Source organism: Pseudomonas sp. A-R-19, assembly GCF_019956575.1.
Classification (GTDB): Bacteria; Pseudomonadota; Gammaproteobacteria; order Pseudomonadales; family Pseudomonadaceae; genus Aquipseudomonas.
In genome coordinates this window covers 15,338-35,616 of record NZ_JAHBDR010000070.1, presented here as the reverse complement: position 1 = coordinate 35,616, position 20,279 = coordinate 15,338, and the positions used below count along the sequence as shown (strand labels likewise).

Genomic DNA, 20,279 nt, shown 5'->3' with positions numbered 1-20,279 from the left:
CATGCCTGACCTCAATCCTTCGCTTTACGAAACACTGCTGCAGAATTTCGACGGTGACCTGGACCTGCATCAAGTCAATGAAGAAGACCAGCACACGCTGTCGGTGCTGGACAACCTGCAACGCATCCTCAACAGCCGGGCCGGAACACTCGCGCACTTACCCGATTATGGTCTTCCCGACATGGGCCAGATCCTGCAGGGCCTGCCGGGCTCGGCGCACGTGTTGATGAGGGCCATGCAAAACACCCTGGTCAAGTACGAGCCGCGCCTGGCGACGGTGCACATCGCGTTGCTCGAGCAGGCTTTGCCGGGCCATCTGGAGTACAGCCTCGACGTCCAGCTCAAAAGCGGCCGGCAGGTGACCTTCGGTACCACCCTGGCAGCGGAGGGCAAAGTCCTGGTGCGCCATCTGAAGCGACAGCAATGGCTGTCGAAACCCTGAACCTGTAAAGCAACGGAGGCTGACGGTGCTATTTGAAATGCGTATTCGACTGGGCGGTGATCCGCGCGGTCATGGTGAGTTTATTGCGCTGCGCGAAGAGCTGGCGAAGTTGGGTCACCCGGCCTGTCCCGATGTGGATTGGGCGAAAGTGGAGCAGTGGTGCCTGGCACTGTTCGAACACAACGGCGCAGACCTGCAGACGGCCGCCGCGTTTGCCCTGGCGCGCAGCCAGCGATATGGCGTGGAAGGCATGAGCCAAGGCGTGACGCTGATCGAAACCCTGTGCGGCCAGTGGGCTGCCTGTTGGCCACCCATGGCGTCGGTGCGCCTGGATATCCTCGCCTGGTTGTGCGTGCAGTGGCAGGCGTTGCTGCGCAATCTGGCGCCGGGGGCACAACACTTCCCCGAGCTGCTCCAACTGGACAGCGGGCTGGCGCGTTTGCAGCAGCGCCTGGAGTTGCAGGCGCAACCGTCGGTGGTTGCCCTGCATGCCTTGCGCCAGCAGATCGAGAGCCTGATCCGGCGCATGCAGCGCAGCAGCGTTGTGGTCGGCACACTATCGCCGCCTGCAAGGGAGCCGGCGCCGGCTGTGATGATGCCCGTGGTGATATTGCCGCCTAACCCCATGCCCATGCCTGAAATGCCGCCGGCGAAGCGTCCCGTGGCCCGGTGGCTTTGCGCTGCAGCCGTTGTGACGGGCCTAGTCAGCGGCGCTTGGTGGCTCGGTTCGACCGGCGTTGCCGAGCAACGCCTGGCGCATCTATTGCAGTCGCCACCCACTTTTGTCGCGCCCGTTCGCCTGGACAGCCTGTCGCTGTTCGAGGCCGGCAGCGCCGAGCTCAAGCCGGGTTCGACCAAGATCCTGATCAGCGCCCTGGTCGACATCAAGGCCCAGCCCGGCTGGCTGATCGTCATTGGCGGGCATACGGATGGTCGAGGCAGTGCGCAGCACAATCAGCAGCTTTCCCACGCCCGGGCCTCGGCCGTGCGTGACTGGATGCAACGCATGGGTGATATTCCTGACAGTTGCTTTGCGGTGCGGGGGTTTGCCGCTAGCCAGCCTGTCAGCAGTGATGACAGCGAAACCGGGCGTGCGGCGAACCGGCGGGTTGAAATCAGCCTGTTGCCGCAAGCGGGTGCATGTGGGCAAACGGCGTCAGAGGAGCGCCCCGTGTAGGCGAGGGGGAGGGAAATACAGGCGTAGCCGCGGTCCGTTCCCGCGGCTACGCCTGCACAGGGTTCAAGCCTTGATCACATATCCATAAGCGCGAATACGCCCCTCATGCTCCTTCAGATAAACCCCCTGCAACTCCGGCGTGAAACCGGGCAGGCGGTTGATGCCTTCCTCCAGCGCCAGGAAGTACTTGAGCACCGCGCCACCCCAGACTTCGCCCGGGATGATGCAGAGCACGCCCGGCGGATAAGGCAACGCGCCTTCGGCCGCGATCCGCCCATCCGCATCCGCCAACGCCACCAACTCGACGTTGCCACGGATGTACTCGATTTGCGCCTGCTGCGGGTTCATGGCCTTTTTCGGGAAGTGTTCCTTGCGGAACATGTCCTTCTGCAGTTGCTGCACGTTGTGATGGCGGTAGAGGTCGTGCATTTCCTGGCAGAGCTGGCGGATGGTGTAGTTGCGATAGCGCTCCTGGTGCTGCGCGTAGATCGCCGGCAGTACCCGGCTCATCGGCGCGTCATCGCTGATGAAGCGTTCGAAGCGGGCGATCTGTGCGGCCAGGTGGGTCATCTTCGCCCAGTCTTCGGCCGGGGTGAGCAGGAACAGGATCGAGTTGAGGTCGCATTTTTCCGGAACGATGCCGTTCTCGCGCAGGAAGTTGGCGAGGATGCCGGCGTGAATGCCGAAGTCAGTGTAGCTGCCGTCGACCGGGTCGATGCCCGGGGTGGTGAACAGCAATTTGCACGGGTCGATGAAGTACTGCTTCTCGGCATAGCCACCAAAGGCGTGCCAGCGATCCTTGGGATGGAACTCGAAGAAGCGGATGTCATTGGCGATTTCTTCGGTGGGATAGTCTTCCCAGGCGCGCCCTTCGATGGTGTACGGCACGAACGGGCGGACCATGGTGCAGGCTTCGAGGATCAGCTTGCGTGCTTCGATGCCGAACTTCACGCAGTCTTCCCACAGGCGCAGGCCGCTACGGCCCGAGTGGATGCGCGCATTCACATCCAGCGAGGCGAACAGCGGGTAGAACGGGCTGGTGGACGCCTGGGCCATGAACGCGTTGTTCAGCCGGTGATGGTTGCAATAACGGGCCTGGCCTTTGATGTGGCGGTCTTTCTTGTGCACCTGGGAGGCCTGGGAAAAACCGGCCTGCTGCTTGTGCACCGACTGGGTGACGAAGATGCCCGGGTCGTTTTCGTCGAGGTCGAGCAGCAGTGGCGAGCAGTCTTTCATCATCGGGATGAACTGCTCGTAACCGACCCACGCCGAGTCGAACAGGATGTAGTCGCACAGCTTGCCGATGCGGTCGACCACTTGCCGGGCGTTGTAGACGGTGCCGTCGTAGGTGCCCAGTTGAATGATCGCCAGGCGAAATGGCCGTGGCAGTTGCGCCTTGTCCGGGGCGACTTCGGCAATCAGTTCGCGCAGGTAGTCTTCTTCGAAACAGTGGGCGTCGATGCCGCCGATGAAGCCGTAGGGGTTGCGCGCGGTTTCCAGATAGACCGGCGTCGCGCCGGCCTGCAGCAGCGCACCCTGGTGGTTGGATTTGTGGTTGTTGCGGTCGAACAGCACCAGGTCGCCGGGGGTCAACAGGGCGTTGGTCACCACCTTGTTGGACGCCGAGGTGCCGTTGAGCACGAAGTAGGTCTTGTCCGCATTGAACACTTGCGCCGCGTGTTTCTGCGCCAGCAGCGCCGGGCCTTCGTGGATCAGCAGGTCGCCGAGCTTGACGTCGGCGTTGCACATGTCGGCGCGAAACAGCGTCTCGCCGAAGAAGTCGAAAAACTGCCGACCGGCCGGGTGCTTGCGAAAGAACTGGCCGCCCTGGTGACCGGGGCAGGCGAAGGTCGCATTGGCTGCTTCGGTGTAGTGCTTGAGGGCGTCGAAGAACGGCGGCAGCAGGCTTTCTTCGTAGGCTTTGGCGGCGGTTTCCAGTTGGTTGCCATGGTATTCGACGTTGCTCGGTGACAGGTCGAAGATGCCATTGACCTGCAGCAGCACGTCATTCAGGTGTTTGTAGACTTCTCGCGGGTGGGTGCTGGTGCCGGGGGACGCCACCAGGAAAATCGGCACATCAAAACCGGTGCGCTGGATGGCGTCGAGGGCTCCGGCCAACACATCATTGACCGACACCACGGCCACGGCCACGTCGGTGAAGTCGGTGTGACCGAGCGGAACCACCTCCCGGGCGTTCAGGAAACATTCGGATGCGCCTTCACTGGCAGCGATTTTCAGGGCTTTCATGGGGTGGTGTCTCCTGGCGGGCACTCAATTGTCCGCAGCTTTTTGAGAGATCAACTTCCGGAGGAACTCCAGTTCCCCTGATCGGAAATCGCGTCACCACTGGTTATAGAGCATATTCCTGATTTGTCAGGCTTTTACCGATTGGTTGGACGACCGGCACCGGTCAAGCGTGAACCAGTGCAATCGTGAACGAGACCACGATCATGCACGCAAAAGCAAAATTGATATTCATGAAGTTTCCATCCAAAGCATGAGTGACGGCGCCATCTTGAACAGGTCACAGGAAAATAAAAAATTCGGTGTAATGATTTGAAAGATCGAAAAAAATGATACTTCAACCTGTTCGCCCGGCCGCCCGTTTGTGTTTATCCCGTGCTTTGGCTAATCTCGCACAAACACGCAGATTTACGCATAAACGAGCAAAAACATGCACGACAATCATTCTGCCGCCGAGCTGCCGTCAGTGCGCCGGCAAAAAATCCTGTTGATCCTCGAACGTGATGGCAAGGTCATGGCCTCGGAGTTGAGCCAGCATTTCGCGGTCTCCGAAGACACCATCCGCCGCGATCTGGCGGAACTGGCCAGCGCCGGCCTGGTGCAGCGGGTGCACGGCGGGGCGTTGCCGCGACCCAAAGACACGGGCAAGGACTACTTCACCCGGATCAGTGAAACCGACGAGGTGAAAACCCATCTGGCGCAATTGGCCGCGCAACGGGTGCAGGACGGTCAGATCGTGGTGTTCGATTCCGGCACTACCACCTTGCAGATCGCGCGCTCGTTGCCAGAGGACATCGCCATTACCGCGATCACCGCGTCGCCGATGACCGCCATTACGCTGTCCGAATACAAAGGCATCAAGGTGATCCTGGCGGGCGGCCAGCTCAACCCGGCGACGATGTCGGCCAGCGGCCACGAAACCCTGCGGCTGCTGGCGGGCATCAAGGCCGATTTGCTGTTTACCGGGGTCTGCGCGATCCACCCGCAGGTGGGCTTGAGCTCGCTGCATTTTGATGAAGTGCCGGTGAAGCAGGCGATGCTCGACTGTGCGTCCCATGTGATTGCGGTCACTACGGCGGACAAGCTCGGCGCGGTGGAACCCTTTGTCGTCGCGCCTTGCCAGCGCGTGCATACGCTGATCACCGAGCGGCATGTGGCTTCGGGGAATGTCGAGGATTATCGGGGGCTGGGGATTGAGGTGGTGCAAGTCTGAGCGATTTTGGCTGGCGGGTGTATTGAATGTTCCGGCCCCTTCGCGAGCAAGCCCGCTCCCACATTTTGATTTTCAGTGACCGCAAAAATGTGGTCACCCAAGATCCCTGTAGGAGCGGGCTTGCCCGCGATGAGGCCGGCACAAACAACATCAATGCCGGATGTGCAGCGAATGGATCAGCGCAATCGCTCAAGCATCTGGTAGTACCACATGCCCGCGGCGAGCATCGGGTTGCCGAGCAGGTCGCCCATGGGCACGCGGATGTGCTGGCAGGCGGCGAAGGTGTCGAACTGTTCCAGTTGTCCTGTGATCGCCCGGCCCATGATTTCGCCCATGATGTGGGTGGTGGCGATGCCGTGGCCCGAGTAGCCCTGGCAATACCAGACGTTGTCCGACAGCTTGCCCAGTTGCGGGATGCGGTTGATCACGATGCCCATCGCGCAGCTCCACTGGTAGTCGATGGTCACGCCTTTGAGCGCCGGGAAGGTCTGCTCGATGCACGGGCGCAGCTCGGCGGCGATGTCGCGTGAATCCTTGCCGCTGTAGTTGGCGCCGCCACCGAACAACAGGCGACCGTCGGCGGTGAGGCGGTAGTAGTCGAGCACGAAGCGACAGTCATAGACCGCCAGGTCTTCGGGGTTGATCTGTTTGGCCAGTTCGCCCAGCGGCGCGGTGGTGACGATGCCGCCCATGGCGGGGAAAATCTTGCCCTTGAGTTTGCCCGGTTCCAGCTTGTGGTAGACGTCGCCGGCCAGCAGTACCTGGTTGGCGTCGATGTGCCCGTGGGCAGTGCGCACTCCGGGCGTGTCTCCGTGAATGATCTCCAGCACTTCGCTGTTTTCGAAGATCAGTGCGCCCAGGCTTTCGGCCGCGCGGGCTTCGCCGATGCACAGGTTGAGCGGGTGCAGGTGCATGTTGCGGGTGTTCTTGATCGCGCCGTGGTAGAGGTCGCTTTGCAACAGGTCGCGGACCTGGCTGCGGTCGAGGAGGCTGACTTCGTCGGCCATGCCACGGTGCACCGCCTCGTCGTAGTCCTTGCGCAAGCCGACCATGTGCGCGGGTTTGTACGCGGCGTGCAGGTGGCCGTGCTTGAGGTCGCAGGCGATGCCGTATTTTTCCACGCGCTGCTGGATGATCTGGTGCCCGCGCCAGCGCAGGTTCCAGATGAAGTCGTCGACTTCATCGCCGATGGTGCGGCGCATCTGTTTGCGCATGGCCTCGTCACCCGACAGGCTGCCGGTGACCTGGCCGCCGTTGCGCCCGGTGGCGCCCCAGCCGATCTTGTGGCTTTCGACGATGGCGACCTTCAGGCCTTTTTCCGCCAGCTCGACGGCGGTGGCCACGCCGGTGAACCCGCCGCCGATGATCACCACATCAACCCGGTGCCGGCCTTGCAGCGTCGGGTAATCGGTGTCCTGGTTGAGGGTGGCGGTGTAGTAGGAATTGCAACGTTGAGTCATGTCGGTGTCCAGGCAGAATTGGGAGAAGCCAATGCCGGCCAGGTGAGCGCAGTCAGGGTGGGAGCGGGCTTGCTCGCGAAAGCGTACTTTCAGCCGACATCACTGCTGAATGACACACCGCTTTCGCGAGCAAGCCCGCTCCCACAGGTTCTGTGTGTGGCTGAGCAGGGTTCACGCGGACCGGGATAGCGAAAGGAGGGGGCTCACCAATCAGGCGAGCAGGGCGCTATCCGGCGGACGTGCGGAATGACGCAGTTTCGAGCGGCGCAGGGCCATGGGCAGGTTGACGATACGCTTCATGCGCGTGTTTCCGGCTGCGGAAATCGTTGGAGGCCGAAGCCTCCGGGGATGCTGGATAGTAGGGGGTCGTCCTTCAACCTGCAAGGTGAATCCCGAGGCCGATCAGTGCGCAACCGATCAACACCTCGATCACCCCGCGCTTGAAACGCAGCAGCGCAATGCCCGCCAGCAGGGCGATCAGCAGCGAGGGCCAGTCCAGGTGTCCCTCGAAACCTTTGGGCCAGAGCACGTGGTAGGCAAAGAAACAGGCCAGATTGAGAATCACGCCCACCACGGCGGCCGTAATGGCCGTCAGCGGCGCGGTGAACTTCAGTTCGTTGTGCGTCGATTCCACCAGCGGCCCGCCGGCGAGGATGAACAGGAACGAAGGCAGGAAGGTGAACCAGGTCACCAGCGTGGCGGCGATGGCGCCGGCGACAAAGGCCTGATCCGGGCCGAAGACCTGATGCACGTAGGCGCCGATGAAACCGACGAAGGCGACGACCATGATCAACGGACCTGGCGTGGTTTCGCCCAGTGCCAGGCCGTCGATCATCTGTGTCGGCGTCAGCCATCCGTAGTGACCGACCGCGCCCTGATACACATACGGCAGCACCGCGTAGGCGCCACCAAACGTCAACAGTGCGGCCTTGGTGAAGAACCAGGCCATCTGGGTCAGCGTGCCTTCCCAGCCGAACAGTACGATGAGCATGGCCATGGGCAACGTCCACAAGATCGCACCGATAATGGCCAGGCGCGCCAGTTTCCAGCCACTGAAGCGGGCGTGTTCGGGAGTTGGGGTGTCGTCGTCGATCACGGCCGGACCGAAGGACTTTTTCGCCGCGCTGTGGCCTCCGGTCCTGAATTTTTCCGGTGCCAGGCGTCCGCCGAAGTAACCGACGATTGCCGCGCCGAGCACGATCAACGGAAACGGCACGTTGAGCACGAAGATGGCCACGAAGGACGCGGCGGCGATGCCCCATAACCAGCCGTTCTTCAGCGCCCGCGAGCCGATCCGGTGGGCCGCCTGCACCACGATTGCCGTGACTGCCGGCTTGATCCCGTAGAACAATCCGGCGACCACGGGCACTTCGCCAAAGGCGATGTACACCCAGGACAACGCAATCAGGATGAACAGCGACGGCAACACAAACAGCACGCCAGCGATCACGCCGCCCCAGGTCCGGTGCATTAGCCAGCCGATGTAAGTCGCCAACTGCTGGGCCTCGGGTCCGGGCAGCAACATGCAGTAGTTGAGCGCGTGCAGAAAGCGCCGCTCGGAAATCCAGCGCCGGCGTTCGACCAGTTCCTGATGCATGATCGAAATCTGCCCTGCCGGCCCGCCAAAGCTGATGAAACCGAGCTTGAGCCAGAACAGGAAGGCTTCGCGCAGGCTGATAGTGCGCGGTGGTGGCACAGCCTGTCCGGTGATCGGGGAGGGTATCGGGCTCAAGCGGAAATTCCTTGCGCAGATAAGCTTTGAACCCGTGACTGTAGCTACGCGCGAGCGCGTTGGATAGACGCTTCAGGCGGAGTTTGTGCCAGTGCCATCGGGCCCTGGCGGCGCGTGTTGGCAGACCCACCGCCATCGCGAGCAGGCTCGCTCCCACAGGTTTTGTGTGTTTCCTGAAAATCAGGTCAACACAAAATCCACCGGCTCCAGTTGTGGCGGCAACTCCGTCACGCCCAATGCCGCCAGCACATCACGCTCGATGTTGCGCACGATGGCGTCGGTGGGCAGGTCGTTTTCGTCGCGGCCGAACGGGTCTTCCAGTTCATCGGCAATCGCATCCAGGCCGAAAAAGGTGTAGCTGACAATCGCGGTGAAGATCGGTGTCAACCAGCCCAGGGGTTCGGCCATGGCGAATGGCAGGAGGATGCAGAACAGGTAGATGGTGCGGTGCAGCAACAGGGTGTAGGGAAAGGGTAGCGGGGTGTTCTTGATCCGTTCACAGACGGCCTGGGCATGGGTCAGGCTGGTCAGATGATTGGCCATGAGCGTGTAGCGCCAGTTGTTGATCACCCCGGACTCGTTGAGTGTCGAGCACTGCTGACCGACTTGCATCAGTATTTGCCCGGTGACGTCCGTGGAGTTGCCCTTGGGCATCGGCTGCAGCCAGTCGCCACTGGCGGCCATTTCGTTTTCCTGGCGCAGCCGTGCGTTCAGGGCATGGGCAAAGCCACACAGGTTGCTGAGGATTGTGTATCGCTCATCGGTGTCCTTGATCACCAGGGTTTCACGAATCATCGAGCGGACCTCGACGATCACATCGCCCCAGGCCTTGCGTGCTTCATACCAGCGGTCGTAGCAAGCGTTGTTGCGAAAGCTCATGAAGATCGACAACGACAAACCCAGCAGCGTGAAGGGCGTGGCGCTGACCTTGGAAAAGTAACTGGGGTGCAGGGTTTCGATGAGCACGATGGCCGAGGCGAGCAGCTTCACCATCAGGCTGCGCCAGGCAATGCGCTTGGCAATCGAACCCTTGAGAGACGTCAGGACGCCGATCAGGTTGGGTTTGGGTCTCACGATCATGGGTTTCAGCCGCCCGTCATGTTCATGAAGCGAACGACCTGAACGTCGTCGTTCACTTCGAAGTTGTGTCGATAAGGCTTGAGTTTCATGGCCTCGATAATGGCCTTTTCCAGACGCTCGGGTTGTCCGGGGTGGCTGCGCAGGACAGCCTTGAGATCCACCGAGTGCTCATTGCCCAGGCACAGCAGCAGACGTCCTTCCACGGTCAGCCGCACCCGATTGCAGGTGCCGCAAAAGTTGTGGCTGTGGGGCGAGATGAACCCCAGGCGAATCTGCGGCGCCTCGGCCAGGCGCCAGTAGCGCGATGGGCCCTGGGTCGACTCGGCGGAATCAATCAAAGTGTAGCGTTCGGCGATGCGCTCGCGGACCTGGCTGCTTGCGAAAAACGACTCGGCGCGGCTGTGTTCGTGGATGGTGCCCAACGGCATTTCCTCGATGAAGGAGATGTCGAGGTTGCGGTCGATGGCGAAGCTCACCAGATCATTGATCTCGTGGTCGTTGCGGCCTTTCATCACCACGCAATTGAGCTTGGTGTTGCGAAAGCCGGCCTGGTTGGCCGCGTCGATGCCCTTGATCACCTGCGCCAGGTCACCGGTGCGGGTCAGTTCGCGAAAACGTTGCGGGTCCAGGCAGTCGAGGCTGATGTTGAGCCGCTTGACCCCGGCGTCGAACAACGGCCCGGCCAGTTTGGCCAACTGCGAACCGTTGGTGGTCATGCAAAGTTCACGCAGGCCGGGCAGGGCGGCGATCTTCTCGCACAGTTGCACCACGCCCGGGCGGATCAGGGGTTCGCCCCCGGTGAGGCGGATCTTGCGGGTGCCCAGTGCGACGAAGCTTTGTGCCAGCTGAAAAATCTCTTCCAGGGTCAGTACCCGTTGGCGCGGCAGAAACTGCATGTCCTCGGCCATGCAATAGACGCAACGGAAATCGCAGCGGTCGGTGACCGACATCCGCAGATAGTCCACGCGCCTTGCAAACCCATCGATCAGGACTCGTTCTGACATGACTTTTTCTCCTGGCACCGAAAAATCTGTAGGAGCGAGCTCTGCTCGCGATGGTCGTTAACGATTACGCGGGCTTTCTGGTTAAACGCGGTGCCCTTGGGCTCATCGCGAGCAGGCTCGCTCCTACAGTTACGAATTCCGTTAATTACGGACTTGTTGAACGCAGGCTAAGAGCAACTTTAGCGGGCGTCCAATCACTATTGATGACCGGGTGATCGACCGGCTCTATGGTGAACTTTATTTTGTGATAAATGAGCCTAAAGTTATTTCAACTAATTGAAAATAAAGGTAAAAAATCGTGATGGGGTGTTTCGATAATGCTGTCATAAATAGCGATTAGACAATATTTAAACGCCATTCATATGCTTTCTCCGTCAATTCGAGCAATGACCTGAATCCGGTCCAAGCCTGTGTGCATTGTCACGGAGAAGTACCATGTCTCAAGTCGACCGCTACAAACCCTACAAAGGTGCCGCCGCTGGTTGGGGCGCGCTGATCGCTGTTACCAAGAACTGGCTGGGCAGTGTGGTTGCGTTGGGGGTGGTGGCGGGGGCGTTGCGGATGTTGATGCATGCGGCCGGGATGAGTAGCCACTGACGGCAGGTCATTTCCGGTTCACTTTGAGGCGTATGTATGGATTGGGTTGGGTGGGGTGAATATCCATTTCTCTGGTAACGGCCACCTATGGTTCCGCTTTTACAGCGGGTCACTTTGGAAAAGCCCCAAAGTAACCAAAGGGCTCTTGCCCCTTTCGTTCGGTGCCTCGCCTAGGCTCGGCATGCCCTCGCTCCGGTCCTGCTCCGTGGGCCCGCCGCCATCGGCCATCCATGGCCGAGGGCAGCTAACCCGGCATCCATGCCGGGTTGCCCACTGCGCAGAACCTGCGCTCGGCCTCTCGAGGGGGCAAGAAGATCAAAAGCCAAAGCAAAAGAAAAAGCGAGGCGGCCTTACAGCCGACCTGATCGCAAATGAACTCGTTCCCTGTAGGAGCGAAGCTTGCTCGCGATGGACGTCAACGATAACGCGTACTGTCTGAATGATCGCGTTGTTCAGACGTTTTTCGCGAGCAAGTTCGAACTGCGATGAGGCACTTGCGGTCGCTATCGCCGGCAAACCGGGCTCTTAGGCAAAGCGATCACCCCCGAGTCTACGCACAGGGTTCTGGGTTTTTGGTTGATAGGCGGTGTGATTTTTTACAGCGCAGGCGGAAAGTTGGCTTCTCTGGAAACAATACAGCCCCGCAATAGCGGGGCTGTAGGTGGTCAGGGATCAATATGACTTTGCATAAAGTGCCCACGTGTTCGTTTTACGGCCGGTGAATAAACAGGTTGCGGAGATTCCAGGTTGTTTTAGCGGAATACAGCGAACGGTTGCTCCAAGTTCTCCGATAGTTTTTTCAACGTTTTCATCTTCTGTGAAGGGGGCGAGAACAAAGGCGTTAAGTTTTGCATTCTGTTTGAATCGCTCTTTGAATTCGCCCAGAGTTGTGACCGTTGTGGTGTTGTCTGACAGTTTTTTCTGTGCCATCTCCAACATGTCTTTTTGAAGGGCATTCAGTGTTTTCGAGATGTTGTTAACGAAATTTCCAACGTCAATTTTGAGAATGGTTTTGGAGTTGTTTCGACAGGAATAGGACACCACATTCTGCTCCAGTTCCTTTATGCCAATCTCGATCCGGACAGGGACGCCACGCTTGATGTGGTACCACTTTTTTTCGCCACTGTTCATGTCCCGCCAAGCAACGCTGGCCCGAAGGTTTTGCCCCTTGAGTTTTTTCCGGCAGATCTGCTTTTGCAGTTTTTTACAGTAGTCATGGATGGCATCTGCATTTTGTTCGTTGCGCACGATTGGGATAATGACGACCTGCGTCGGTGCCACGAGGGGCGGGAGTACTAGTCCATCATCGTCACCATGGGCCATTATCATCGCGCCGATCAGTCGCGTGGATACTCCCCAAGACGTGGTCCATGCCAGTTCTTTTATCCCTTCTTTGTTCACGAAGCGGATGTCTGAACTCTGTGCGAAGTTCTGGCCTAAAAAATGAGAAGTACCTGCTTGCAGGGCCTTGCCGTCTTGCATCATCGCTTCAATGGTATAGGTGCTGACGGCGCCTGGAAATCGTTCCCAGGAGCACTTTTCGCCCTTGATTACTGGTATGGCCAGGTGCTCGGTAGTAAAACGCTCATAGATATCCAACATCTGTAGCGTTTCGACCAAGGCCTCATCATGAGTTGCGTGAACGGTGTGACCTTCCTGCCATAGAAACTCCGATGAGCGCAGGAAAATCCGGGGACGCATTTCCCAGCGCAGTACGTTCGCCCATTGATTGATAAGCAAAGGTAGGTCCCGATAGCTTTGTACCCATCGTGAAAAGGATGCACCGATGACCGTTTCACTCGTGGGCCTGATGATCAACGGTTCTTCTAGTGTTCCTGCGGGAACAAGCGCTCCATCCGTCGACTTTTCGAGACGGTAATGGGTTACCACTGCGCACTCTTTGGCAAAGCCTTCTACATGCTAGGCTTCTTTTTGAAGAAAGGATAACGGAATCAAAAGTGGAAAATAGGCGTTTGAATGTCCTGTGTCTTTGATTTTCTTATCAAGTTCTCGTTGAATCTGCTCCCATATGCCATACCCCCAAGGACGGATAACCATGCAGCCTCGAACTGGAGAGTTCTCAGCCATTTCCGACTGTATAATCACTTGTTGATACCAGTCAGAAAAGTTTTCATTTCTTGTAGGTGATATTGCGTTTTTCATAGGGCCCTTTCTTTGAAGTCGAAATTATTATTCGAATTGGTGTCGTAAGGGGTAGGTATATTTATTGAGCTTTGAAATTTCAAGACTTCATGTGTGGTTTTTCATATTTCAGAAATTTCCTTCAGAAGGATCTTTCTTTTTGTAAAGTTACTTCGCTCTTCGACGTGTTCGTCGACCACAAATAGCCCCCAATGCAATCACTTCGGGGGCTATGGCTCTCACTGCGCCCCAAACATCGCCGTCCAGTAAATCCCCGCATCGCTCTTCGGATCGGTCGCATACGCTGCGCCCAGTTCGCGGAACTGCGGGTTCATCAGGTTGGCGCAATGGCCGGGGCTGGTCAGCCAGCCTTCTACCACCTTGTGCGCGGTGTCCTGCCCGGCGGCAATGTTTTCGCCGATCTGCTGGAAGTTATACCCGGCCAGTTCCGCGCGGTCGCCGGGGGTGCGGCCGTCGCGGTCCTTGTGGTCGAAATAGTTGTTGTTGGCCATGGAGCGCGAGTTGCCTTCGGCGGCGCTGGCCAGCGTGGCGTTCCAGGCCAGCGCTGGTGCGGCGGCGAAGGACTGTGCACCGCACTGGCGTGGCCGGGTGCGGGCTGCGTTGAGTTCGGTGAGCAGCTTCTGGCCTTCGGCTTGCGCGTCACCCAGGCGTGCGCTCAACAATGGCCGTGCGACCACGATGCGCCATTCACGGTCCTGGCGGCTGACGCCGACATCGACGAATTGCGGGTCGAGCACTATCTGGCAAAAGCTCTCCTGAATCGCTTTCATCGCCGACGCCGCATCACGAGGCCCGGACAGGCTGATGGCCTGCACATTCTTCATCGGGTAACCGGCAGTGGCCATGGCCTGCTGCAGGTTGCCGATGCTCGGGGCGGTCAGCACCAGGCGCGGGTCGGCCGACAGCGGTGGAAGCTCCGATGAGACCTGGCCGGCACAGCGCTGCGGTTGGCTGCGGTAGACGTTGATCGATTCGATCAATTGCGCTTCGTCGGCCGCCACGGCGTTGGCGGCGAATACCAGGCCCAGTGACACACCGGCAAAACGCATTGCGGATGAGATGAATCCCATGAAAATCCCCCTTGAGCAGATGGCACCCATGATGCGCGAAGTTGCCCCTTCTAAGACAACGGATTTATCCAGAGTGTAGTGGGGCCGGTGAAATCATTTCACTACTACACTGAATCGAATCGCTCACCGAGTGACCCCGATCATGCGCCCCGACTGGATCGCCATCTGCCTCGCCTTCACAGTGCTTGCCGGCCCGGTATTCGCAACCGATCAACAACAAAAACAGCAATCGGCCGAGAACAAGGCCGAGGTGCTGGAACACAAAGCCGCCGAGAGCAACAGCCCCGCATCGGCGACCAAGGCTGAAGCCATTACTCCATCCGAAGTCCAGGCCGTTGACCCGGCGGGTGCCGCGCCGCTGGACGATGCAATCACCTGCCTGGCCCGGTCGATTTACTGGGAAGCCAAGGGCAAGAATGCCGCCGACATGGAGGCGGTGGCCAACGTGGTAATGAATCGCCTGGGCCACGAAGGCTTTCCGGACACGGTGTGCAAAGTAGTCAAACAAGGCTCGGAGACCAAGAGTTGCCAGTTCTCCTGGTGGTGTGACGGCAAATCCGACTCGGTCCAGGAAGAAGTGCCTTACGCGATGGCCAAGGAAATCGCGCGCAAGGCGCTGAACAAGGAATTGCCGGATCGTACTCAGGGTGCCTTGTATTTCCATGACCGTACGGTCAAGCCGGATTGGGCCAAGGAATACATCAAGACCGTGGATATCGGCTTGTTCCGGTTTTACAAACCCCATGACGGATCGGCCAGATAGCAGCGGTGATTTCGGCCAAATATTTTATTTTTTTGAGGTCGCGCGAGGCGTTATCGAAACTGAAATGTTTCTGTTTTATAAGCTTCATCACGCAACGGTGCGCGAATGACGCGATAAGCAGGAACCAAACATGAAGCTGACGAGGGTCTGGATCAGTAATCTCGCGCCGATCACGGCGCAGTCGCCGGCGTACGCCCTATGACCGTCCTGGTCACCGGCGCGGCCGGTTTCATCGGTTTTCATACGGTCCAGCGCTTGTGCCGCGAGGGTCTGGACGTCGTCGGTATCGACAACCTCAACGACTACTACGACGTGGAACTCAAGCACGCGCGCCTCAAGGTGCTGGAGACGTTGCCGGGTTTTCGCTTCCGGAAAATGGACATCGTCGATAAACCGGCCTTGATGAGCCTGTTTCAGGAGCACGCTTTTACCGAGGTGGTACACCTGGCCGCCCAGGCGGGGGTGCGCTACTCGCTGGACAACCCGGATGTCTATGGGCAATCGAACCTGGTCGGCTTCCTCAATGTGCTGGAGGCCTGTCGGCACCATCGTCCCGAGCATCTGATCTACGCCTCGAGCAGCTCGGTGTACGGCACGAACAGCAAGCTGCCGTTCAGTGTCGAGGACCCGGTCGAACATCCCGTTTCGCTCTATGCCGCGAGCAAACGCGCCAATGAACTGCTGGCCGAAAGTTACTGCCATTTGTATGGCCTGAAAGCCAGCGGCCTGCGCTTTTTTACCGTCTATGGCCCATGGGGCCGCCCGGACATGGCGCTGTTCAAGTTTACCGAGGCCATCCTCAAAGGCCTGCCCATCGACATTTACAACCAGGGCCAGATGTCGCGGGATTTCACTTATGTCGACGACGTTGTCGAAGGCATCGCCCGGTTGCGCCCAAAGCCTCCGCTGCCGCAAGGCTTGGCTACCGGGGTCAACCGGCTCTTCAACATAGGGCGTGGCATGCCGGTGGCGTTGCTGGATTTCGTCGAGTGCCTGGAGTCCGCCCTGGACCTGCAAGCCCGACGCAACTATCTGCCGATGCAGGCCGGCGATGTGGTCAAGACCTGGGCCGATGTCTCGGCACTGGCCGAGTGGGTGGGCTTCAGCCCGCAGGTGACGCTGGAAACCGGCGTAAGTGAATTTGTGAAGTGGTATCGGCAGTTCTACCGGATTTGAAGCGTTCGCCTCTGATCTCGAATAATCAAAAAGGGCGAGAGAGACTCCATGAGCCAAGACATTTTTGTATCCGTACTGATTCCCGCCAAGAACGAAGCGAACAACCTCAAGCCATTGCTTGAGGAAATCCGCGTGGCGCTGGCTGATGAATCCTACGAAATCATCGTGGTCGACGATGGCAGCACCGACGCGACCCTGCATGAACTGCGGCAGATCCGCCACGACGGCTTGAACACCTTGCGCATCCTCCACCACGAACGGTCGCTGGGGCAGAGCACTTCGCTGTACCACGCCGCCCGTGAAGCCCGTGGGCAGTGGCTGGCGACCCTCGATGGCGACGGCCAGAACGACCCGGCGGACATCCCCGGCATGCTCGCGCTGGTGCGCGGCGAACCGGGCAAGGTCGATGTGCAACTGGTCGCCGGGCACCGGGTCAATCGCCGCGACACCGCGAGCAAACGCTACGCCTCGCGGTTCGCCAACAACCTGCGTCGGCGCTTGCTCAAGGACGCCACCCCGGACACCGGTTGCGGCCTGAAGCTGATCGAGCGCGCGGCGTTCTTGCGCCTGCCGTATTTCGACCACATGCATCGCTACATTCCGGCGCTGATCCAGCGCCACAACGGGCGCATGATCGTGCACCCGGTCAACCACCGGCCACGCACGGCCGGGGTATCGAAATACGGCAACCTTGATCGCGCGTTGGTCGGCATTCTTGACCTGATCGGTGTCTGGTGGCTGATCAAACGCACGCGCCTGAACACCACTGCCCAGGAGCTCGAAGGATGATGCTGACCCGTGAAACCCTTTGGCTGCTGGTCGGCTTTGCGGGGCAGGTTGCCTTTACCGGGCGGTTTGTCCTGCAGTGGCTGTACAGCGAGTACAAAAAACGCAGCGTGATCCCGACCAACTTCTGGTACCTGAGCATCGTCGGCAGCACCTTGTTGCTGGCCTATGCCATTTATCGCCAGGACCCGGTGTTCATCGTCGGGCAGGCCTTTGGTTCCATCGTCTATTTTCGCAACCTGCAATTGATTGCCAAAAGCAGAAGCGTAAAGGAATGAGCATGCGTAGATCGTTGTCGCCCAGGGTTGAATGCCTGGGCTTGATGCTGCTTGCCCTGTTGCTGATCGGCGCGGGCATGGGCCTGCGTCAGGCGCAGAATGTGGATGAGGAGCGCTTCCTCGGTGTCGCGCTGGAGATGCTGCAAAACGGCTCGTGGCTGATCCCGCACCGTGCCGCCGAGATCTACGGCGACAAGCCGCCGATTTTCATGTGGACGGTGGCGTTCTTCACCTGGCTGACCGGCAAACCGAACATCGCCCTTTATATCCCGGGACTGTTTTCCGCGGTGACGGTCACGGCGATGGTCTATGACCTGGGGCGTCGCCTGTGGACCCAACGTACTGGGCGCAACGCCGCGCTGTTGTACCTGGCGACGTACCAGACCTATAGCATCCTGCGCACCGGCCAGATCGACAGCTTCCTGATTCTGTTCACCTCCCTGGGTCTGTACGGTCTGGCGCGGCACCTGCTGCTTGGTCCGGCGTGGCGCTGGTTCTACGCGGGCTGCGCGGCCATGGGCATCGGCGTGATCACCAAGGGCGTGGGCTTCCTGCCGGCGCTGATGCTGATTCCGTACGCCTATGCGGTGCGCAAAGGCTGGCCCGGCGTGGTGGCCATGCCCGGTGAGGCACGCAAGTGGTTGCTGGGGCTTGCAGTCATGCTGGGTGCCATTGCGATCTGGCTGTTGCCCCTGGCCTTGTCCATCATTTTGAATGGCAGCGCAGACGAAATCGCCTACGCACGGGAGATCCTCCTGCACCAGACCGCGGGGCGCTATGCTGCGGCGTGGCATCACCGCGAACCGTTCTGGTACTTCTTCACCAACGTGATTCCGCAGTACTGGCTACCGTTGGTGCTGGTGTTGCCATGGCTGGTGCCGGCCTGGCGCCGGCAGTTGCAAAAACGCGACGGCCGGGTCCTGGTGTTGCTCGGGTGGGTGGCGCTGGTGGTGCTGTTTTTCTGCTTCAGCACTGGCAAGCGCAAGCTGTACATCTACCCGGCGCTGCCTGGGCTGGTGCTGGTCGCCGCACCGTTGATCCCGTGGCTGCTCAAGCGCTGGTTCAAACGGCACCCGCGTTTGCGTCGGGCGTTCCCGGCACTGGTAGCGACCTGGTTCGTGCTGTGGTTCGCCCGTGGTTTCATCGAACCGCTCAAGGACGGCACCAACATTGATCAGGTGCTCATGGCGAAGGCCGCGACCATGACCCAGGGTGCCGATCTGGTGCTGGTCAACTGGGAGGAGGGGCACTGGCTGTTTGCCCGGCAGCCGATCGTGCATTTCGGCATGGACTATTCGACCATCGAAAAGGCCGCGCAGTACCTGCGCGAACACCCCAAGGCCTACGCACTGGTGCCGGATGAAGTGCTGAACCAGTGCTTCAAACCCGAAGCGGCCCGTGAACTGGGGGAAAACGCCAGGGCGAACTGGTCGATCGTGGGGGTGGATGCCGACAACGGCAAATGCCTGCCGCAAGAGACCGGCAAAGCCTACCGGTTCAGCTGGAATGACCCGCATATGCCATCGGCGCCAGTGCAGGCAGCCAATCCCTGAGGGGAACTGTAGGAGCCGGCTTGCCGGCGATGGACTCGAATGCGCCGTGTTTATCCAGTTCAGGCGCGTTATCGTTGACGACCATCGCCAGCGAGCCGGCTCCTACAGGTGATCGCGTACTTCCCGGGGAGCTGTAGGAGCCGGCTTGCTGGCGATGGACTCGAATGCGCCGTGTTTATCCAGTTCAGACGCGTTATCGTTGACGACCATCGCCAGCGAGCCGGCTCCTACAGGTGATCGCGTACTTCCCGGGGAGCTGTAGGAGCCGGCTTGCTGGCGATGGATTCGAATGCGCCGCGTTTATCCGGTTCACACACGTTATCGTTGACGACCCTCGCCGCGTTCGTCGACTGTCACTGACTCGCGTCCAGCACCACCCGGTAGCGCGCCTTGCCGCTGCGCAAGTGATCGACGGCTTCGTTGATCCGGCTCATGGGAAACATCTCGACCTGCGGCACAATCTGATGGCGGGCGCAGAACTCCAGCATCATCGCAGTGTTGGCCGGTGAGCCGACCGGTGAGGCAGACATGACTTTCTGCTGGGGAATCAGGTTGAACACGTGCACCGGTATGGCGTCGGGCACGACGCCGACAAAGTGCAGGCGCCCCTTGCCGCGCAGGGTGGCGAGCATGGCCGTCCAGTCGAGGTTGGCGTTGGCGGTGACCAGGAGAAAGTCCAGGGTACCGGCAATGGCATTGAGCGCATCGGTGTCGGTCGAGGCGACCACCTTGTGCGCACCCAGGCGCTTGGCTTCGTCCTGTTTGCTCAGCGATGAGGTGAAGGCCGTGACGTCGCAGCCCCAGGCGTTGAGGAAGCGCAGCGCCAGGTGACCGAGACCGCCGATGCCCACCACACCGACCCGGTCGGTGGGCTTGATGCCGAATTCCACCAGCGGGTTGAACACGGTCGAGCCGGCACAGAATAACGGCCCGGCCATCGCCGGATCGAGCCCGGCCGGGATCGGCAGGGCCCAGGCCCAGTGCGAGCGAATGCGGTCGGCAAAGCCGCCGTTGCTGCCAATAATGGTCGGTTGCACGGTGCGACACAGGTTATGCGAGCCCTCGATGCACGACGTGCAATGCATGCAACTGCCCTTGTACCAACCAATGCCCACCCGTTGGCCCATTTCCAGGCCGCGCACCTGGTCGCCCATCCGCACGATACGGCCGACCACCTCGTGGCCGGGAATGAACGGGTAGTGGCTGATGCCCCAATCGTTGTCGATCAGCGACTGGTCGGAGTGGCAGACGCCGCAATACTCCACGGCGACTTCGACCTCATCGTTGCCCAACGGACCGGGATCGTAGCTGTAGCGCTCCAGTGGCGCGCCTGCCGCCGTGGCGGCCCAGCCGGTAAAAGTGGTGAGTTCGCTGCTGTCGCTCATGGGATACCTCCAGATCAGAAGTCAGGGGTCATGGCCGCTCGGGTGCAGCGGCGGAGCGAGGAAAGTGTAGCGGGTTGCCAGCGTTGCATCGGGCGCGAGCCTGGATACTTGAGCATACAAAGGCGCCAAATGTGGACACATTGTAGATACATGTGC

18 protein-coding genes are annotated in these 20,279 nt (G+C 59.8%); 9 read left to right on the top strand and 9 right to left on the bottom strand.

What is annotated here, in order from left to right:
• Position 1: 1 nt before the first annotated feature.
• Positions 2-442 carry a type VI secretion system baseplate subunit TssE gene (gene tssE / locus KGA88_RS19980; RefSeq protein WP_223593814.1) on the top strand — a complete coding sequence of 147 codons (441 nt, stop codon included), beginning with the start codon at positions 2-4 and terminating at the stop codon, positions 440-442.
• A gap of 37 nt (positions 443-479) precedes the next feature.
• Positions 480-1,619, top strand: coding sequence for an OmpA family protein (locus KGA88_RS19975; RefSeq protein ID WP_223593812.1), 1,140 nt, complete (start codon positions 480-482; stop codon positions 1,617-1,619).
• Positions 1,620-1,682: 63 nt separating this feature from the next.
• Here KGA88_RS19975 and speF read toward each other — a convergent pair whose 3' ends face one another.
• Positions 1,683-3,866 carry an ornithine decarboxylase SpeF gene (speF, locus tag KGA88_RS19970; RefSeq protein ID WP_223593810.1) on the bottom strand — a complete coding sequence of 728 codons (2,184 nt, stop codon included), beginning with the start codon at positions 3,864-3,866 and terminating at the stop codon, positions 1,683-1,685.
• 427 nt (positions 3,867-4,293) lie between these two features.
• Between speF and KGA88_RS19965 the strand changes: the two genes are divergently transcribed.
• The gene (locus KGA88_RS19965; protein WP_110663038.1) at positions 4,294-5,076 is read left to right on the top strand and encodes a DeoR/GlpR family DNA-binding transcription regulator; all 783 of its coding nucleotides are present in this window, start codon (positions 4,294-4,296) and stop codon (positions 5,074-5,076) included.
• 176 nt (positions 5,077-5,252) lie between these two features.
• Here the strand turns inward: KGA88_RS19965 and KGA88_RS19960 are convergent, their stop codons facing one another.
• The 4 genes from KGA88_RS19960 to moaA all read right to left on the bottom strand — a co-directional run bounded on the left by KGA88_RS19960 (position 5,253) and on the right by moaA (position 10,352).
• Complete coding sequence (locus KGA88_RS19960) at positions 5,253-6,536, bottom strand: NAD(P)/FAD-dependent oxidoreductase (RefSeq protein ID WP_223593808.1); 1,284 nt, start codon at positions 6,534-6,536, stop codon at positions 5,253-5,255.
• A gap of 373 nt (positions 6,537-6,909) precedes the next feature.
• Positions 6,910-8,268 (bottom strand): chromate efflux transporter, encoded by a 1,359-nt coding sequence (chrA, locus tag KGA88_RS19955; protein WP_110662616.1) that lies wholly within the window; start codon positions 8,266-8,268, stop codon positions 6,910-6,912.
• Between the two features lie 180 nt (positions 8,269-8,448).
• Positions 8,449-9,348 carry a bestrophin family protein gene (locus tag KGA88_RS19950; protein WP_223593806.1) on the bottom strand — a complete coding sequence of 300 codons (900 nt, stop codon included), beginning with the start codon at positions 9,346-9,348 and terminating at the stop codon, positions 8,449-8,451.
• A 5-nt stretch (positions 9,349-9,353) separates the two neighbouring features.
• On the bottom strand, positions 9,354-10,352 hold the full coding sequence (gene moaA, locus KGA88_RS19945) for a GTP 3',8-cyclase MoaA (protein ID WP_223593804.1): 999 nt from the start codon (positions 10,350-10,352) through the stop codon (positions 9,354-9,356).
• A 435-nt stretch (positions 10,353-10,787) separates the two neighbouring features.
• On the opposite strand from moaA, the gene KGA88_RS19940 reads away from it, so the two are divergent.
• On the top strand, positions 10,788-10,949 hold the full coding sequence (locus tag KGA88_RS19940; RefSeq protein ID WP_110663354.1) for a DUF2474 family protein: 162 nt from the start codon (positions 10,788-10,790) through the stop codon (positions 10,947-10,949).
• A 672-nt stretch (positions 10,950-11,621) separates the two neighbouring features.
• On the opposite strand, the gene KGA88_RS19935 is transcribed toward KGA88_RS19940, so the two are convergent.
• From KGA88_RS19935 to KGA88_RS19925, 3 genes are all read right to left on the bottom strand, one after another.
• On the bottom strand, positions 11,622-12,839 hold the full coding sequence (locus tag KGA88_RS19935; protein WP_223593795.1) for an aminoacyl--tRNA ligase-related protein: 1,218 nt from the start codon (positions 12,837-12,839) through the stop codon (positions 11,622-11,624).
• A 30-nt stretch (positions 12,840-12,869) separates the two neighbouring features.
• On the bottom strand, positions 12,870-13,112 hold the full coding sequence (locus tag KGA88_RS19930; RefSeq protein ID WP_223593793.1) for a hypothetical protein: 243 nt from the start codon (positions 13,110-13,112) through the stop codon (positions 12,870-12,872).
• Between the two features lie 218 nt (positions 13,113-13,330).
• Complete coding sequence (locus tag KGA88_RS19925; RefSeq protein ID WP_223593790.1) at positions 13,331-14,182, bottom strand: CAP domain-containing protein; 852 nt, start codon at positions 14,180-14,182, stop codon at positions 13,331-13,333.
• A gap of 142 nt (positions 14,183-14,324) precedes the next feature.
• Between KGA88_RS19925 and KGA88_RS19920 the strand changes: the two genes are divergently transcribed.
• The 5 genes from KGA88_RS19920 to KGA88_RS19900 all read left to right on the top strand — a co-directional run bounded on the left by KGA88_RS19920 (position 14,325) and on the right by KGA88_RS19900 (position 18,738).
• Complete coding sequence (locus KGA88_RS19920) at positions 14,325-14,945, top strand: cell wall hydrolase (RefSeq protein ID WP_223593788.1); 621 nt, start codon at positions 14,325-14,327, stop codon at positions 14,943-14,945.
• A gap of 198 nt (positions 14,946-15,143) precedes the next feature.
• Positions 15,144-16,121, top strand: coding sequence for an NAD-dependent epimerase/dehydratase family protein (locus KGA88_RS19915; RefSeq protein ID WP_223593786.1), 978 nt, complete (start codon positions 15,144-15,146; stop codon positions 16,119-16,121).
• A gap of 48 nt (positions 16,122-16,169) precedes the next feature.
• Positions 16,170-16,910 carry a glycosyltransferase family 2 protein gene (locus KGA88_RS19910; protein ID WP_223593783.1) on the top strand — a complete coding sequence of 247 codons (741 nt, stop codon included), beginning with the start codon at positions 16,170-16,172 and terminating at the stop codon, positions 16,908-16,910.
• Positions 16,907-17,185 carry a lipid-A-disaccharide synthase N-terminal domain-containing protein gene (locus KGA88_RS19905; protein WP_085729405.1) on the top strand — a complete coding sequence of 93 codons (279 nt, stop codon included), beginning with the start codon at positions 16,907-16,909 and terminating at the stop codon, positions 17,183-17,185. Before KGA88_RS19910 ends, KGA88_RS19905 begins: the two co-directional genes overlap by 4 nt.
• A gap of 2 nt (positions 17,186-17,187) precedes the next feature.
• Positions 17,188-18,738 (top strand): ArnT family glycosyltransferase, encoded by a 1,551-nt coding sequence (locus KGA88_RS19900; RefSeq protein ID WP_223593781.1) that lies wholly within the window; start codon positions 17,188-17,190, stop codon positions 18,736-18,738.
• Positions 18,739-19,091: 353 nt separating this feature from the next.
• On the opposite strand, the gene ahr is transcribed toward KGA88_RS19900, so the two are convergent.
• Complete coding sequence (gene ahr, locus KGA88_RS19895) at positions 19,092-20,123, bottom strand: NADPH-dependent aldehyde reductase Ahr (protein ID WP_223593779.1); 1,032 nt, start codon at positions 20,121-20,123, stop codon at positions 19,092-19,094.
• Between the last annotated feature and the right edge of the window lie 156 nt (positions 20,124-20,279).

Excerpts from the sequence above, each read along its gene's own strand:
- tssE (WP_223593814.1), top strand. The coding sequence starts at position 2 with ATGCCTGACCTCAATCCTTCGCTTTACGAAACACTGCTGCAGAATTTC.
- KGA88_RS19975 (WP_223593812.1), top strand. The coding sequence starts at position 480 with ATGCGTATTCGACTGGGCGGTGATCCGCGCGGTCATGGTGAGTTTATT.
- speF (WP_223593810.1), bottom strand. The coding sequence starts at position 3,866 with ATGAAAGCCCTGAAAATCGCTGCCAGTGAAGGCGCATCCGAATGTTTC.
- KGA88_RS19965 (WP_110663038.1), top strand. The coding sequence starts at position 4,294 with ATGCACGACAATCATTCTGCCGCCGAGCTGCCGTCAGTGCGCCGGCAA.
- KGA88_RS19960 (WP_223593808.1), bottom strand. The coding sequence starts at position 6,536 with ATGACTCAACGTTGCAATTCCTACTACACCGCCACCCTCAACCAGGAC.
- KGA88_RS19950 (WP_223593806.1), bottom strand. The coding sequence starts at position 9,348 with ATGATCGTGAGACCCAAACCCAACCTGATCGGCGTCCTGACGTCTCTC.
- moaA (WP_223593804.1), bottom strand. The coding sequence starts at position 10,352 with ATGTCAGAACGAGTCCTGATCGATGGGTTTGCAAGGCGCGTGGACTAT.
- KGA88_RS19940 (WP_110663354.1), top strand. The coding sequence starts at position 10,788 with ATGTCTCAAGTCGACCGCTACAAACCCTACAAAGGTGCCGCCGCTGGT.
- KGA88_RS19930 (WP_223593793.1), bottom strand. The coding sequence starts at position 13,112 with ATGAAAAACGCAATATCACCTACAAGAAATGAAAACTTTTCTGACTGG.
- KGA88_RS19925 (WP_223593790.1), bottom strand. The coding sequence starts at position 14,182 with ATGGGATTCATCTCATCCGCAATGCGTTTTGCCGGTGTGTCACTGGGC.
- KGA88_RS19920 (WP_223593788.1), top strand. The coding sequence starts at position 14,325 with ATGCGCCCCGACTGGATCGCCATCTGCCTCGCCTTCACAGTGCTTGCC.
- KGA88_RS19915 (WP_223593786.1), top strand. The coding sequence starts at position 15,144 with ATGACCGTCCTGGTCACCGGCGCGGCCGGTTTCATCGGTTTTCATACG.
- KGA88_RS19910 (WP_223593783.1), top strand. The coding sequence starts at position 16,170 with ATGAGCCAAGACATTTTTGTATCCGTACTGATTCCCGCCAAGAACGAA.
- KGA88_RS19905 (WP_085729405.1), top strand. The coding sequence starts at position 16,907 with ATGATGCTGACCCGTGAAACCCTTTGGCTGCTGGTCGGCTTTGCGGGG.
- KGA88_RS19900 (WP_223593781.1), top strand. The coding sequence starts at position 17,188 with ATGCGTAGATCGTTGTCGCCCAGGGTTGAATGCCTGGGCTTGATGCTG.
- ahr (WP_223593779.1), bottom strand. The coding sequence starts at position 20,123 with ATGAGCGACAGCAGCGAACTCACCACTTTTACCGGCTGGGCCGCCACG.